15 protein-coding genes are annotated in these 13,704 nt (G+C 69.1%); 5 read left to right on the plus strand and 10 right to left on the minus strand.

The window, feature by feature from the left end; translation table 11 throughout:
• Positions 1–79: 79 nt before the first annotated feature.
• Positions 80–544: a MarR family winged helix-turn-helix transcriptional regulator gene (locus TY25_RS17490; protein WP_042257596.1), complete on the plus strand. Its 465-nt coding sequence runs from the start codon at positions 80–82 to the stop codon at positions 542–544.
• On the opposite strand, the gene TY25_RS17495 is transcribed toward TY25_RS17490, so the two are convergent.
• The gene (locus TY25_RS17495) at positions 513–1,217 is read right to left on the minus strand and encodes a TetR/AcrR family transcriptional regulator C-terminal domain-containing protein (RefSeq protein WP_081868934.1); all 705 of its coding nucleotides are present in this window, start codon (positions 1,215–1,217) and stop codon (positions 513–515) included. The two genes, TY25_RS17490 and TY25_RS17495, sit on opposite strands and share 32 nt — an antisense overlap.
• 90 nt (positions 1,218–1,307) lie before the next feature.
• On the opposite strand from TY25_RS17495, the gene TY25_RS17500 reads away from it, so the two are divergent.
• Entirely contained in the window at positions 1,308–2,318 is a 1,011-nt protein-coding gene (locus tag TY25_RS17500; RefSeq protein ID WP_088607110.1) for an NAD(P)-dependent alcohol dehydrogenase, read from the plus strand.
• 68 nt (positions 2,319–2,386) lie between these two features.
• Here TY25_RS17500 and TY25_RS17505 read toward each other — a convergent pair whose 3' ends face one another.
• Positions 2,387–3,337: a helix-turn-helix transcriptional regulator gene (locus TY25_RS17505; RefSeq protein ID WP_042257598.1), complete on the minus strand. Its 951-nt coding sequence runs from the start codon at positions 3,335–3,337 to the stop codon at positions 2,387–2,389.
• A gap of 63 nt (positions 3,338–3,400) precedes the next feature.
• Between TY25_RS17505 and TY25_RS17510 the strand changes: the two genes are divergently transcribed.
• Positions 3,401–4,555, plus strand: coding sequence for an epoxide hydrolase family protein (locus TY25_RS17510; protein WP_042257973.1), 1,155 nt, complete (start codon positions 3,401–3,403; stop codon positions 4,553–4,555).
• A gap of 86 nt (positions 4,556–4,641) precedes the next feature.
• Positions 4,642–4,794 carry a hypothetical protein gene (locus tag TY25_RS43410; RefSeq protein ID WP_169744346.1) on the plus strand — a complete coding sequence of 51 codons (153 nt, stop codon included), beginning with the start codon at positions 4,642–4,644 and terminating at the stop codon, positions 4,792–4,794.
• Positions 4,795–4,798: 4 nt separating this feature from the next.
• On the opposite strand, the gene TY25_RS17515 is transcribed toward TY25_RS43410, so the two are convergent.
• The 4 genes from TY25_RS17515 to TY25_RS17530 all read right to left on the minus strand — a co-directional run bounded on the left by TY25_RS17515 (position 4,799) and on the right by TY25_RS17530 (position 9,860).
• The gene (locus TY25_RS17515) at positions 4,799–6,772 is read right to left on the minus strand and encodes a 5-oxoprolinase/urea amidolyase family protein (protein ID WP_042257976.1); all 1,974 of its coding nucleotides are present in this window, start codon (positions 6,770–6,772) and stop codon (positions 4,799–4,801) included.
• Positions 6,773–6,870: 98 nt separating this feature from the next.
• Positions 6,871–7,491 carry an urea amidolyase associated protein UAAP2 gene (locus TY25_RS17520; protein WP_042257600.1) on the minus strand — a complete coding sequence of 207 codons (621 nt, stop codon included), beginning with the start codon at positions 7,489–7,491 and terminating at the stop codon, positions 6,871–6,873.
• Positions 7,488–8,240, minus strand: a complete 753-nt coding sequence (locus tag TY25_RS17525; RefSeq protein ID WP_042257602.1) for a DUF1989 domain-containing protein — start codon at positions 8,238–8,240, stop codon at positions 7,488–7,490. The genes TY25_RS17520 and TY25_RS17525 overlap by 4 nt, the downstream gene beginning before the upstream one ends.
• Before the next feature lie 81 nt (positions 8,241–8,321).
• On the minus strand, positions 8,322–9,860 hold the full coding sequence (locus TY25_RS17530) for an amino acid permease (protein ID WP_042257604.1): 1,539 nt from the start codon (positions 9,858–9,860) through the stop codon (positions 8,322–8,324).
• Between the two features lie 207 nt (positions 9,861–10,067).
• Between TY25_RS17530 and TY25_RS17535 the strand changes: the two genes are divergently transcribed.
• Positions 10,068–10,730 carry a TetR/AcrR family transcriptional regulator gene (locus tag TY25_RS17535; RefSeq protein ID WP_042257606.1) on the plus strand — a complete coding sequence of 221 codons (663 nt, stop codon included), beginning with the start codon at positions 10,068–10,070 and terminating at the stop codon, positions 10,728–10,730.
• Between the two features lie 31 nt (positions 10,731–10,761).
• Here the strand turns inward: TY25_RS17535 and TY25_RS17540 are convergent, their stop codons facing one another.
• From TY25_RS17540 to TY25_RS17555, 4 genes are all read right to left on the minus strand, one after another.
• Positions 10,762–11,292: a hypothetical protein gene (locus TY25_RS17540; RefSeq protein ID WP_042257608.1), complete on the minus strand. Its 531-nt coding sequence runs from the start codon at positions 11,290–11,292 to the stop codon at positions 10,762–10,764.
• 67 nt (positions 11,293–11,359) lie between these two features.
• On the minus strand, positions 11,360–12,160 hold the full coding sequence (locus tag TY25_RS17545; protein WP_042257611.1) for a family 1 encapsulin nanocompartment shell protein: 801 nt from the start codon (positions 12,158–12,160) through the stop codon (positions 11,360–11,362).
• Positions 12,157–13,176 (minus strand): Dyp-type peroxidase, encoded by a 1,020-nt coding sequence (locus tag TY25_RS17550; RefSeq protein WP_014988359.1) that lies wholly within the window; start codon positions 13,174–13,176, stop codon positions 12,157–12,159. The genes TY25_RS17545 and TY25_RS17550 overlap by 4 nt, the downstream gene beginning before the upstream one ends.
• 60 nt (positions 13,177–13,236) lie before the next feature.
• Entirely contained in the window at positions 13,237–13,563 is a 327-nt protein-coding gene (locus TY25_RS17555) for a cupin domain-containing protein (protein WP_014988358.1), read from the minus strand.
• Between the last annotated feature and the right edge of the window lie 141 nt (positions 13,564–13,704).

The following is a 13,704-nucleotide window of genomic DNA, read 5'->3' on the forward strand; positions in this document are numbered from 1 at the left end:
ATGCGTAGTCATATTTCTACAATCATGTATTCCTCGTGTCAACTATCCCTGTGTCAACTACTTCCGGTAGGTTGGTGATATGGACCTGTTCGACGATCCCCGGCTGACCACAATGGGACTGCTGTTCGAGGCGCATGCGGGCGTAGTGGCCAGGCTGGAGCCGACTTGGCGGGCGCACGGCCTGTCCGGTATGGACCTGAATGCGCTCATGCGCCTGAGTCGTTCGCCGGACCGGCGACTGCGCATGTCCGACCTCGCGACCCAGACCGCGCTGTCCACCAGCGGCGTGACCCGGCTCGTCGACCGGCTCACCCACGCCGGGCTGGTCGAACGGGAACTCGATCCCGGCGACCGGCGCAGCGCCTACGCCGTGCTCACCGCGGCGGGCGCGCAGCGGCTCACCGAGGTGCTGCCCGACTATCTGGTCGCGGTGGACCGCTGGTTGACCGGGTTGCTGACCCCCGAGCAGTTGGCGGGGTTCGTCACCGCGCTGCGGATCGTGCGCGACACGGTCAATCCCGAGGCGACCGCGGGCGTCGACTGACCTGCGACGGCGCACCGTCGGACGCGGCGAGCAGGCGTTCCAGCCCATCGAGGATCAGGTTCAGGCCGAAGTCGAAATCCGCTATCCCCGTGTGCTTTCCGTCGATCACGAGCTGGGACAGCGCGTTCATGTACGGGAACTGGTCCGCCGGTATCCGGGGCAGGAAATGCGCTGCGGCGGAGGCGTACTCGTCGGGTTGCAGGGGAAAGTTCGACTCCTGCATGGTGAAGCCGTAGATGTGGCTGTCCATCGCGTTCCAGGCGCGGTCGGCGAGTTGATACGAGAAGCCCGCGGCGTGCAGGCAGCCGACGGTGGCGTCGATGTAGCGCAGCATCGCCGGGCCCACGTTCAAGCGGGAGCCGATGAGTCCGGTGGCCCACGGGTGTCGCTGTAGCACCTCGTGCGCGGAGGTCGCGCGGGCGCGCATGGCCGCCTTCCAATCGCCGCCGATGGCGGGCACGGCCATTTCGGCGATCACCAGATCGGCGAGGCCGTCGAGCAGGTCGTCCTTGTTGGCGACGTGGTTGTACAGCGACATCGCCTCGACGCCGAGCAGTTGGGCCAGCTTGCGCATGGACAGCGCGGCGAGTCCCTGTTCGTCGGCGACGCTGAGAGCGGCGCGCAGCACCTTTTCACGGTTCAGCGGAGCGCGGGCGGCGGTTGGTTTGGGCATGGGCCCTCTCGGTTGACGTACTTACGGTGTAAGTGTACCGTCCGTGGCGAGCGACTTACGCTGTAAGTCTCCGCGCCAGCGAGGAAACCTATGCCCGAGATCAAGGACCCCACCGTGGAAGTCGCCGAGATGGCAGCGGTCGTCGCACCGCGTTACGGCACCGGCGAGGTGCTCCGGATCGAGCGGGTCGCCCGGCCGAACCCACGCGCGGGTGAGGTGCTGGTCCGGGTCCGGGCCGCGGCGGTGTGTCAGGGCGATGCCCACCTGCTCACCGGTACGCCCTACCTGCTGCGCCTCGGATTCGGCCTGCGCAGGCCCAAGGATCCGGTGATTGGGCACGACCTGGCCGGAGAGGTCGTCGCGGTCGGCGCGGGTGTCGCCGGATTCCGGCCCGGGGACCGGGTTTTCGGTCAGGTCGGGTCGGGCGCCTTCGCCGAGTACGCCTGCGTCTCGGCGCAGCGTCTGGCCCCGGCGCCGACTGGCGCGAGGTTCGAAGAGCTTGCCGCCGTACCGGATTCGGGCATGACGGCATTGCAGGGTCTGCGCGACGCCGGGCGGCTGCGCGCCGGGCAGCGCGTGCTGATCAACGGCGCCTCCGGTGGTGTCGGCACGTTCGCGGTCCAACTCGCCAAGGTGCTCGGCGCGGAGGTGACCGCGGTGTGCAGCACCCGCCACCTCGCGGCGGTCCGGACGCTCGGCGCGGACCACGTGATCGACTACACCGCCGCCGATTTCACCGCCGGTGCGGCGCGTTATGACGTGCTGCTCGACCTCGTCGGCAATCGAACGCTCCGGGACTGTCGTAGAGTGCTCACCCCGAAGGGGGTGTTCGTCTCGTCTGCGGGCGCGCCCGGCGGCAATTGGGCAGGGCCGGTCCTGTGGATGGGAAAGATGATGCTGGCCAACCTGTTCGTGCGCCAGCAGATCGCCGTGCACCTCATGCGTCCGCAACGAAGCGACCTCGAATATCTCGCCGACCTCGTCGCCGCGGGCAAGGTGCGCCCCTTGATCGAGCGGCACCATCCGCTGGCGCAGGCCGCGGCCGCGATCCAGCACGTCATCGACGGCCATGCCCAGGGCAAAACGGTGATCGTGGTGTGAACGTCGCTGCGGTTGCCGCGTGATCCGTCGAGCGGTGGCGGAGCCGAACAGCGCGGCCGCGCTCGAGGTCAGTCGACGGACTCCAGCAAGCGCTGGGCGAGCGTGCGGACATGAGCGACGAGTTCCGGTGGCTCGTGCACATGGAACGGGAAGCCGAAAGTCGCCAGATAGATGGCCATTTCGTCGAGGGAATTGGCGCCGACGCGCAGCGTGCACGATTCGGCGTCGACCGCCTCGAGGACGCCGACCGTCGGCGAGATGCGGTCTGCCGCCGTCTCGGCGGGGACGCCGAGGGTGACGCGTGCGGAATACCGATACGGCGAATTCGTCACGCCCTGCGTCAGATAGCCGGACAGGTCCGCGTCGGGCGCCTCGCGCGGGGTGAAGCGCGGGCCGGTCGGGATCCGGGGATGCAGCCGGTCGACCCGGTAGGTGCGCCAGTCCGCGCGGTCGACGTCCCAGCCGATCAGGTACCAGCGACGGCCGGTGTGCGCCAGGCGATGTGGCTCGGTGGTCCGCAAAGACGCGGTGCCGTCGTGGCTTCGGTAGTCGAACCGGAGCCGGTGGCTGTCCCGGATCGCGCCCGCGATCGCGGTGAGCGTGTCCGGGTCGACGGTCGGCCCGCCCGCGGCCACCGTGACGGTGACCGATTGCAGCAGGCTCACCCGGTGCCGCAGGCGCGAGGGCAGCACCTGCTCGAGTTTGGTCAGCGCCCGCAGCGAGCTGTCCTCGATACCGGTGATGGTGCCGCCCGCCGCGGTGCGCAACCCGATCGCGACGGCCACCGCCTCGTCGTCGTCGAGCAGCAGCGGCGGCAGTTTCGCGCCCGCCCCGAGCCGGTATCCCGCGATACCGGCGGTCGCGTCCACGGGATAGCCGAGGTTGCGCAGCTTGTCGATGTCCCGCCGGACGGTGCGCACGTCGACCTCGAGGCGTTCGGCCAGTTCGGTGCCGGTCCAGTCGCGCGGCGTCTGCAACAGCGAGAGCAGGCGGAGCAGTCGGGCGGAAGTTTCCAACATGAATTCGAGTATGCGCGACAGCTAGGGCAAAAGCTGTCCTAGGTGGGTTCTAACGTCTATCTCATGAGCAACGAGATCCGCGAATTCCGCATCGACATCCCCCAGCAGCAGCTCGATGACCTGCGCAGCCGGCTCGACAGCGCCCGGCTGCCCGCCCCGCTGCCCGGCGACGGCTGGGATACCGGCGTGCCGACGAGCTGGCTGCGCGGAATGGTGGACTACTGGCGTACCGGATACGACTGGCGGGCCGCGGAGGCCACGCTCAACTCCTACCCGCAGTACCTGACCGAGATCGACGGGCAGACCATCCACTTCCTGCACGTGCGCTCGCCCGAGGCGGACGCGCTGCCGCTGCTGATGACGCACGGCTGGCCGGGCTCGGTGGTCGAGTTCCTCGACGTGATCGGGCCGCTGTCGGATCCGCGGGCGCACGGCGGGGATCCGAAAGACGCGTTCCACCTGGTGATTCCGTCGTTGCCGGGCTTCGGCTTCGCAGGCCCGGTCACCGAGGCGGGCTGGACGGTCGAACGGATCGCCGGCGCCTGGGCCGAACTCATGCGCAGGCTCGGCTACGAGCACTACGGCGTGCAGGGCGGCGATATCGGTGCAGCGGTGAGCCCCGAGGTGGGGCGGGTCGCACCGGAAAACGTTGCGGGCGTGCACGTCAACGGCGGGCCCGGCCCGATGCCGCCGCTGCCGCTCGCCGAGGCGGAGCTGGCGAGCCTGAGCGAGATCGAACGGGATCGGATCGCCCGGATCGAGGCGTTCATGCAGGAGGAGTTCGGCTACATCGCGATCCAGTCCACCCGGCCGCAGACGCTGGCCTACGGACTGGTCGATTCGCCGGTGGGACAACTGGCTTGGATCATGGACAAGTTCCGCGAGTGGACGCATCCGCGAAACATCGACCCGGACAAGATCATCGATCGGGACCGGCTGCTGACCAACGTGATGCTGTACTGGCTCAACGGCACCGCGGGCTCGTCCGCCTACGTCGGCTATGCGCAAGAAGGCGGCTGGGGCGAGCCGAAGACCAGTTCCGGCGTGCCGACCGCGGCGCTGGTCTTCGCCCATGACATCGGCATTCGCAGGTACTCCGAGACCGAGCACAACATCACCCGCTGGCACGATGTCGACCGCGGCGGCCACTTCGCGGCCATGGAGGAACCCGTGCTGCTCACCACCGATATTCGCGAGTTCTTCCGCGACCTGCGCTGAAAACCGAAGTCTGTGGGCCTGTTCCGGCATGTCGTCGCCGGAGCAGGCCCACAATCGGAGGAGCAGGACCGTCGGTGAGGTACAGCATGGAGAAACCGAGACCGCTCAGCCAGGAGCATCGGGAAGACTTCTGGCGTCGCTGTGGTTGGGCACCCGAACTGCCGGAAGGCGAGCGCGTGGCGATCGAGCGCACGTGGGACGACGAATCGATCGAGATGGCGGAGCTTTTCGGCTGGTAGTTCGCTACCCGGCAGCGAGTTCGCCGGCCCGCCGCCACGAGTCGCGTTCGGCGGCGAAGGCGGCTGCCTGCGTCGTGCGGAAAGCGGCGATCGAATCCTCGTGCGCGGCGAGGAAGCCGCGGTGCTCGGCGAGGCGGAACTCGCCGTCCTCGGCTCGCACCTCGACCTTGCCCGCTGCGAAATCCGCTCGCAGGTCCAGCAATTCGTCCGCGCTCACCGGATACCACCGGATCCGGTCGAAATAGCGCAGCAGCCAAGGGGTTTCCGCGCCGGAAGGGTCGCGGTCCGCCCCGGGGCGGCCGGTGTGCTTGCCCGCGTGGTGGTTCCACACCTGCGTGGTACGGCCGACGAACTGGTAGCCGCCCGGCCCCTCCATGCCGTAGATGCAGAGGTAGGCGCCGCCGATGCCGACGGCGTTCTCCGGCGTCCAGGTGCGGGCCGGGTTGTACTTGGTGGTGACCAGCCGGTGCCGGGGATCGGTGGGGGTGGCGACCGGCGCGCCGAGGTAGACATCGCCCAGGCCGAGCACGAGATATTCGGCGTCGAAGACGGTGTCGTAAACGTCTGCGACCGAGGCCAATCCGTTCACGCGGCGAATGAACTCGATGTTCCACGGACACCACGGGGCGTCGGCGCGCACCCCGTGCATGTACCGGGTGATGGCCTCGCGGGTGGCCGGATCGTCCCAGGACAGCGGTAGGTGCACGGTCCGGCTGGGCACGACCAGCCGGTCGGCGGCGGGCAGGTGCCGTTCGGCCTCGGCGAGCAGTGCGAGCAAGCGCGGTATGGGCAAAACCTGCGGATCCACCCGGATCTGGAGTGAGCGGATCCCCGGGGTCAGCTCGGTCACGCCGGGCACTGCGGCGGCGAGCAGATGCTGGTGCAGGGCATGCACGCGGGCCCGGAGGGCGAGATCCAGCGTCATCGTGCCGTATTCGACGAGTACGGCATCGTCGCCCGCGCGGCGATAGGTGACACCGGTCTCGTCGTCCACGTCGGTGCGGCGCAGCACGCCGTCGTCGCCGTCACCGCCCGACGAGAACACCGTCTGCCAGTTCGCCCGGCGGGCCGGACCCAGCTCGCGGACGGAGGCGGCCCGATCGCTGCGGATGGGCACGAACCGGACGGCGTCGCCCGGGGCGAGCTGCCCGAGTTTCCAGCGGTCGGCCGCGACCACGGTGACCGGACAGACGAAACCGCCGAGACTGGGGCCGTCGGGACCGAGCAGGATCGGGGTGTCTCCCGTGAAGTCCAGTGCGCCGACCGAATACGGAGTGTCGTGGATGTTGGACGGATGCAGGCCGGCCTCGCCGCCGTCGGAGCGGGCCCACTCCGGTTTGGGCCCGACCAAGCGGACGCCGGTGCGATCGGAATTGAAGTGCACCGTGTAGTCGGTGCCGATGATGGTGTCGAAGTCCGCGCGGGTGAAGAACTCCGGTGCGCCGTGCGGGCCTTCGGTCACCGCAAGTTCCCAGCGGTGCGTGAGCACCGGCTGCTCCTCCATCGGCACGGCGGTGGTGATCGGGCCGCTCGGCGGGCCGAGCGGCAGCACCGTCGCGGCGCGCAGGACGTTCCCGCCGCTGCCGCCGAACCGGCCGAGGGTGAAAGTGGCTGCGCTCCCCAGATATTCGGGCACCTCGATACCGCCGCCCAGCAGGATGTAGGTGCGCATGCCCGGGCCCCGGACCGCGCCGACATCGAGGACGCCACCGGCCGGGACCCGCACGGTCCGCCACTGCTCGATCGGCACCCCGTCCACCGTCACGTGGGCCGGTGCGCCGGTGACGCACACCCATGTCGGGGTCGCGAACCGTAGGGCGGGGCCACTGAGCGTGCATTCCAGACCGGGCGCGGCCTCGGCGTTGCCGAGGACCCGATTGCCGAGCCGGAACGACAGATCGTCCATCGGGCCGGACGGCGGGACGCCGATATGCCAGTAGCCGACCCGGCCCGGCCAATCCTGCACTGTCGTAAGCATTCCCGGACGCACCACTTCTACTGTCGGCCGGTCGGGCGGGACGGAAGCGGTGACCGTCTCGTCGCCGCCGCGCGAGAGCGCGGGTGCGGCCGCGGTACTCATCGTGTCACCACCATGCGCACCGGCGTCGGATCGAAACCATTGCAGGGGTTGTTGATCTGCGGGCAGTTGGAGACCAGGACCAGGGTGTCGATCTCCGCGCGCAGCGTGACCTTCTTTCCCGGCGCGGATAATCCGTCGACGATGCCGAGCGTGCCGTCGGCTTCCACCGGAACGTTCATGAACCAGTTGATGTTCGACACCAGGTCGCGCTTGCCCAGACCCCAGGGCAGCGCCGCGGTGAGAAAGTTCTCCACGCAGGCGTGCTGGTGCCGGGTGTGCGGTCCGTAGCGGAGCGTGTTCGACTCCTGCGAGCAGGCGCCCGCGATGGTGTCGTGGTTGCCGACCTCGTCGGCGACGACGGTCATCAGCGCGGTGCCCGCGGCGGTGCGCAGCACGCTGCCGGTGGTGAGGAAGATGTTGCGTTGCGCGGCGACGGTGGCCTGCGCGCTGTAGCGGTCGGTGTGATCGGCGGCCGAATACAGCAGGCAGTCGACGGCCTGATTGCCGTGCAGATCGATGATCTCCAGGTGGTCGCCCGCGGCCACCACCGCGGACCAGGGCGAGCGCGCGGGCACGATGTCGTCGAGCACCGTGCGACGGGACGGGGTGGTGTTCATTCCGCTACCTCCGGTGTACGCGCTGCGTTCCAGGCCTGTTCGGTGTTCTGCACGGCCCGTTGGTATTCCGGGTCGGTGCTGTGCGATACGGCGAGATCCGCGGGCGCCGGCCAGGCCACGACATCGAGGTCCGTGGCCGCGCGGTCGTCGAGCGGATGGGTGGCGTTGGCGACGAGCAGCGTCACCGGCAGGTGCAGCAGCAGTTCGACCGAGGAGCCGGGGGCGGCGCTGCCGGTGGCGGTCAGCGCGCCGTCGGGCGCCACCCGGACGCCGCGGAAGAACGACACCGTCGGGCCGATATCGCGCGGCGCCAGACCGTGTTTGGCCCCGGCCAGGCATAACAGCTGCCGCGCCGCGGCGGTCGGGCCGCACAGGGCGTCGTGCCTGCCCGACGTATCGGCGAGCACCGTGGCGAGGATGCGTCCCTGGTCGGACAGGAGCGGATGCCCGTCGCCGAGATAGGCCTGCCACGGCACCTTGACGGTGTCGGCGACGTTCAGCCGCTCCCACGGCGCGTCGGCGCGCAGGAGCAGCAGGTGCGCGCACGCGGCGCCGGCCGGGTCGGCCAGCCGGACCCGGGTGCCCCGGCCGAGCACGAGGCCGACGTAACCCTGTGGCGGAACACGCTGGGCGAAGGTGATTCTCGCCGGATCGATGCCGGTGGGCAGATCCGGTTCGGCGAGCGTCGCCGCGGCGGCTTGTGCGCGTGCGTGTGCTCTGGCGCCGGAGGTCGATGCGGTGTTCGTCATGATTGCTCCCTTCGATGGGTGCGGTCGTACTGATGTCCGCCTGCGCGGTGGTGGTGGCGAGCACCACCACCGCGCCGGGGCTCATGCGGAAGGTGTTGCGGTTTCCTGGTTCTCGGCGGACCGGAGCGTGCCGGTGACCAGTCGGTGCACGACCACGCCGACGGCGATCACGATCAGCACGAACAGCGGTGCGGCCCAGCGCATCCACCAGCCGCCGCCGTTCGGCGTATAGACCTCCGCGCGGGGCCAGGCCAGATTCACCGCCATCGCGACGCCCCACAGCACAGCGAGCACGTTCAGCGGAATCCCGAAGCGGCCCAGGCTGAACAGCCGCTGCTCGGTGGGTTCGTCGGTGGGCATGCCCCGGAACCGGCGTACCAGCAGCGGCACCGTGACCAGCAGGTAGGCCAGGTAGAGCGTGACGATGCAGACGCTGGCCAGGGTCGCGAAGATCGCGGCATTGCCGAGATTCAGCACCAGCAGCGCGATCCCGAGCACACCGATGATCACGGCGGGCAGCACCGGAGTGCCGAACCGTGGGTGGACCGCGGCGACCCGCGCGGCGAACGGCAGCTTGCCGTCGCGAGCCATCGAGAACATCAGCCGCGAGCCCGCGGTCTGAATGGCCAACGTGCACACGGTGATCGCCACCGCGACACAGCCGAGCAGCACCTTGCCCGCCGGGCTGTCCAACTTCGAGGTCAGCACGTAGGCCAGCCCCTCGGTGGCCAGCGAGCCGTCGGACAGGCTCGGCGCGGCCATCAATGCCCCGATCAGCAGCAGACCGCCGCCGAACGCGGAAACCGCGAGCGCGGTCAGGATGGTGCGCGGCGCCACCCGGCGCGGATTCTTCGTCTCCTCGGAAAGCTCACCGGCGGAATCGAAGCCGACCATCACGTACGCGGCCATCAGGCCGGAGACCAGGAAGGCGGCCAGGTACGAGCCGGGGACCGCCTGATCGGTCTCCAGCACCACGCCGGGCCCGCGCTCGGTGTGGGTGAAGAAGAGCGCGATGATCGCGAGCACACCGATGATCTCGACCGTGACGCCGATCGAGTTGATCCGCGACATGAGATCGATGCCGAGTACGTTGATCGTGGTGGTACCCACCAGCAGGATGCTGCCGAGCAGCACGGCGTTGGTTGCGCCGGAGGACGAGGTGAGCGCTGTTTCGGTGCCGATGATCTGGAATCCGCCCCAGATCGTCGGCAGCACCACCTGCAATGCGATGGCGGCCGCGGCGGCGGTCACGATCTGCGCGATGACCATCATCCAGCCGGCGAACCACCCGACGAGCTCGCCGCCGAGACGGCGCGACCACTGGTAGATGCAGCCCGAAATGGGGTAGCGCGCAGCGAGTTCGGCGAAATTCAAGGCGACGAGGAACTGTCCGGCGAAGACCAGCGGCCAGGTCCAGAAGAAGGCGGCGCCGCCGAACGAATAGCCGAAGCCGAAGAACTGGAAGATCGTGGTGAGGATGGAGACGAACGAGAAGCCTGCCGCGAACGAGGCGTAGCGGCCCAGCTTGCGATGCAGGACGGGTTGGTAGCCGAACCGGGCGAGGTCGGCACCGTCGCGGCTGGTGTCGGGCGGCGGCGGGGGAGCGAATGTTGTGGCCATGAGGGTCCTTCGGCGAGCGGCCAATACCTATCAGATGACAGTTTTGCGGTGGCGATCGCGTTTCCGGTGACCCGCATGTATCTCTTGCGGCAACCCCCGTAACAACTGCGTTGCCGAGGTTTCTATCGAATGACAGGAACCTCTCCGCTGCCTGTCCCGCGGTGTACCGCGGCGGATCGACCTGTGACGACCTGCCAGAATGGACGTGTGGCAAACCTCGGCCCCGGCCGTCCTCGGGTGGAGCAGCGACGCCGTCGCGGCCAGACGCCGCGCGCCGAGATCCTGGATGCCGCCGGGGAACTCTTCACTACCAATGGCTACGCGAACACCTCCACCCGTGTGGTCGCCGACGCGGTCGGGATCCGTCAGGCATCGCTGTATCACCACTTCGCCGCCAAGGATGACATCCTCGATGCGCTGCTTGCCGAAACCATAGCTGCCCCATTGGAACTCGCCGAGCGACTGGGGAACGTGTCGGCCCCGCCGGCGGCCCGCCTGTACGCCCTCGCCTGGTTCGACGTCCGGCAACTCTGCGCGTCCCGCTGGAATCTCGGTGCGCTGTACCTGCTGCCGGAGCTGCGCACCGCACGGTTCGCCGCGTTCCGATTGCGGCGCGACGAACTACGCGCCCACTACGAGCATCTGGCCGCCGCGGTGCTGGCGGCGGGTGCGGGCGGCGGCGTCGTCGGCGCGGCGGCGTTGCCGTTCCGGCTGGTGGAGACGGTGATCAATATTCGTTCGGACGAGGGCAAGGCGCCCGTCGAGGCCGAACGGACGATTCCGGAGGCCGCGCTGCGGGTGCTCGGCTGGCCCGGCGACCTGGTCGCGCTGCGCACGAGCGCGGCGCAGGTGCTCGAACAGGCGCAGTGAAGACTGGCGCAGTGCGGACTGGGGGAGCAGTTCAGTGCGCCGGGGGCGCTATCCGCCAGTGCTGCTGCAGCGCGCCGGCGATCTCCGGCAGGATGGTGATCGGCACCCGCTTGCTGCGCAGCAGGGCGCGAATCTCGTTGACCTGCTCGCGCTTACGCAGGTCGTAGGCGCCCGACACCGGGCCGAGCACCGGCGGGATGGCCAGCAGCACCAATTCGCCGTGGCGCTCCGCGCCATCGGTCAGATCGAGCGCGAGCGACCACCGGGACCGGTCGTCGAGCGTGAAGCGCCCGGCGACCACCCGATCCCAGTCGATGCTCGACCGCGTCCACGGCGTGCGCCGGTAGATCGCGCGCTCGGTGAGCACGACGGCGTCCCGGGTGAACAGCGCGACGGCCACCGCGATCCCGGCGACGGCACCGGCAAGCAGCCCGGTGAACACCCGGTTGACGCCGAACAGCGCGACCACCGCCGCGCACAATCCGGCGGTCACCAGGAGGCTGAGCGCGCTGTAGAGCGCCGCCCGCTGGGCCGGCACCACGCCCGCGCGCACCGTCGTCATCGCTCACCTCACCTGTATCCGGCTGTGCTGCGGCACACGCTACCGCCCCGCGGCGCCCGGGCGCGGCTCAGGATTCGAGCGCGACCGCCGCCTCGGCCGTGTACACCAGGAAGGTGAGGCTCTGCTGGAAGTACAGCTGCACCGACTCGGCGTCGTGGGACAGATAGCCGATCGAGAGATCCTGTCCGAGCCGCAGGTCGTAGTCGCCGCCGCGGGTGGTGAGCACGAACGCGCCGTCGATGGCGGGCGCCCAGATGATCTCGCCGTCCGGGATGAGGCGTTCGATGTGGGTGCGGATCGGGTGCCCGTGATCGGAGGTCTCGCTGACCGCCGTGAACAGGTCCGCGCTCAACAGCACCGAGTACGGCCCGTCGACGCCCGCCAGGCGCAGCGCGCTCAACGCGAGCGCCACCGACTCCGGCACCTGGCGCGGATCGCTGGGCAGCGCGATCGCCTGGTTGGTCGAACTGGCCCGGATGCCGGTGATATTCGCGGCCGGGTAGCCCTCGAAGATGGCCCGGTCCTCGGCGAAGGCGATCTTCTGCGCGGCGTCCTTCACCGGATCCAGATCGGTGTCCTTGGCGCCGCGTTCCACGTTGTCGAGTTCCTCGCGGGACAACCGGAACGGCACTTGCAACTCGACCAGCGGCGCGACCACGCGCTGCCGGGCGAGTACGCCGTCGGCGGGCGATGCGATCGAGTTGGTGTGCCCGGTGCCGACGGCCGCGTAGTCCAGGCCGTGCGGCCCGGACACATCCACGACGCGGCGGCCCGCGATATGCCGTTTGAAGGTGCGCGTCGCCTCTTCCTCGATCGCCGACCATGCCTCGTCGGTGATCGGCGCGAGTTCGCGATGGAGGTTGTTCATGACTGCCTGCTCCTTTTCAACGTGCCGATACCGAGTGAGCCAGCGCCGATGTCGTTGGGCTGCACGTCTTCTGCTGCTGCGGTGTCGTCCGGCGGTGGGGGAAGTTCTTCGAGGAAATCGACGGTCGGCGCGAAGAACGAGGTGCCGGTGACCGCGATGGAGAAGTCGAGGATGCGGTCGTATGCCGCCTCTTCGGTGCCGACGAACATCCGCGTCAGCATCAGCTCGGTGACGCTGGGCGTGGCCGCGTACGCGATGTAGTAGGTGCCGAATTCGCCGTCCTTGACGCTGCCGAACGGCATGTTGGCGCGCAGGATCTCACGCTCGGTGCCGTCGGCGTCCACGATGGTGTTCACCGCGACGTGCGAGTCCGCCGGCTTGTCCGCGTCGGAGAGCTCGAAATCGTCCAGCTTGGTACGGCCGATGATCTTTTCCTGCTGCTCGACCGTCAGCGCTCGCCAGTCCGCCAGCGGGTGCAGGTACTTCTGCACGATGACGTAACTGCCGCCGCGGAATTCGGGGTCCTCGTCGCCGACCAGCGCGGCCGCGTAGGCCGACTGACCCTCGGGGTTCTCCGTGCCGTCCACGAACCCGAGCAAGTCGCGCTGTTCGAAGTAGCGGAAGCCGATGGTCTCGTCCACGATGGTGGCCGCGCCCGCCAGCCGATCGCCGATGGTCATGGCGAGTTCGAAGCAGGCGTCCTGATTCTGGGCCCGGATGTGGAACAGCAGGTCGCCCGGCGTCGCGGGGGCACGGTGCTGTGCGCCGACGAAGCCGGGGAACTCGTGCAGTTCGGCGGGCTTGGGTCCGGCGAAGAGCCGATCCCAGGCGGCGGCGCCGATCGCGGTGACGCAGCTGAGGCCGGCGCCGGGAATGCGGAAGCCGACCGAGCGGCGCAGTCCGGCGATATCGGCGAGCGTGTCCCGCACGACCGCCTCGCCACCCTCGTCGATGGTGGCCACGAGGAAGATCGCGGCCGGTGTGAGCGGTTCAAGAATCGACTGCGGCTCGCTCATAGCCAAGAGCCTAATGCCCGTACCAAGATCACCGAGCAGGCGGCACGGGCTCCCCGGCTACTACTTGGCGACCGTCAGCAGGAAGGCCACGTCGTCGACGGCTTTGACGCTGTGCCTGGCCTTGGGCACCACCAGCAGGTCGCCGGTCGAGCCCTTCCACTCGTTGGCGCCGCTGATCAGGGTGAGCGTGCCGCTGAGCACGAGCAGGGTGGCCTCGCCCGCGTTGTCGTGCTCGGCCAGACTCTGGCCGGCACTGAGGCCGACCACGGTCTGGCGCAGGGTGTTCGCGTGACCGCCGTAGATCGTCTGCGAACTGCGTCCGCTCGTGGCGGTGCTGGCCAACTTGAGTTGTTGCCGAGCAACCGCAGTCAGCGATTTCTTGTCCATGGACCGCCTTTCGCAATGACAGCAGCCGGTGCGAGGGCTGGTCGCATCGGCTCGGGGACTCGGGCGGACTGGGCCCGGGCGCCACTTACCCTGGAGTATGCCCGACCGCGCAGCCTCTCGTGTCCGGTTTGCAGGGTGGCG

Source organism: Nocardia brasiliensis NBRC 14402 (assembly GCF_000308475.2).
Taxonomy (GTDB): domain Bacteria; phylum Actinomycetota; class Actinomycetes; order Mycobacteriales; family Mycobacteriaceae; genus Nocardia; species Nocardia brasiliensis.

What these genes read in the sequence shown, in the direction of transcription:
- TY25_RS17525 (WP_042257602.1), bottom strand. Translation starts at nt 8,240, where the DNA reads ATGACGAACACCGCATCGACCTCCGGCGCCAGAGCACACGCACGCGCA.
- TY25_RS17540 (WP_042257608.1), bottom strand. Translation starts at nt 11,292, where the DNA reads ATGACGACGGTGCGCGCGGGCGTGGTGCCGGCCCAGCGGGCGGCGCTC.
- TY25_RS17555 (WP_014988358.1), bottom strand. Translation starts at nt 13,563, where the DNA reads ATGGACAAGAAATCGCTGACTGCGGTTGCTCGGCAACAACTCAAGTTG.
- TY25_RS17515 (WP_042257976.1), bottom strand. Translation starts at nt 6,772, where the DNA reads ATGCTTACGACAGTGCAGGATTGGCCGGGCCGGGTCGGCTACTGGCAT.
- TY25_RS17510 (WP_042257973.1), top strand. Translation starts at nt 3,401, where the DNA reads ATGAGCAACGAGATCCGCGAATTCCGCATCGACATCCCCCAGCAGCAG.
- TY25_RS17490 (WP_042257596.1), top strand. Translation starts at nt 80, where the DNA reads ATGGACCTGTTCGACGATCCCCGGCTGACCACAATGGGACTGCTGTTC.
- TY25_RS17520 (WP_042257600.1), bottom strand. Translation starts at nt 7,491, where the DNA reads ATGAACACCACCCCGTCCCGTCGCACGGTGCTCGACGACATCGTGCCC.
- TY25_RS17505 (WP_042257598.1), bottom strand. Translation starts at nt 3,337, where the DNA reads ATGTTGGAAACTTCCGCCCGACTGCTCCGCCTGCTCTCGCTGTTGCAG.
- TY25_RS17550 (WP_014988359.1), bottom strand. Translation starts at nt 13,176, where the DNA reads ATGAGCGAGCCGCAGTCGATTCTTGAACCGCTCACACCGGCCGCGATC.
- TY25_RS17495 (WP_081868934.1), bottom strand. Translation starts at nt 1,217, where the DNA reads ATGCCCAAACCAACCGCCGCCCGCGCTCCGCTGAACCGTGAAAAGGTG.
- TY25_RS17545 (WP_042257611.1), bottom strand. Translation starts at nt 12,160, where the DNA reads ATGAACAACCTCCATCGCGAACTCGCGCCGATCACCGACGAGGCATGG.
- TY25_RS43410 (WP_169744346.1), top strand. Translation starts at nt 4,642, where the DNA reads ATGGAGAAACCGAGACCGCTCAGCCAGGAGCATCGGGAAGACTTCTGG.
- TY25_RS17530 (WP_042257604.1), bottom strand. Translation starts at nt 9,860, where the DNA reads ATGGCCACAACATTCGCTCCCCCGCCGCCGCCCGACACCAGCCGCGAC.
- TY25_RS17500 (WP_088607110.1), top strand. Translation starts at nt 1,308, where the DNA reads ATGCCCGAGATCAAGGACCCCACCGTGGAAGTCGCCGAGATGGCAGCG.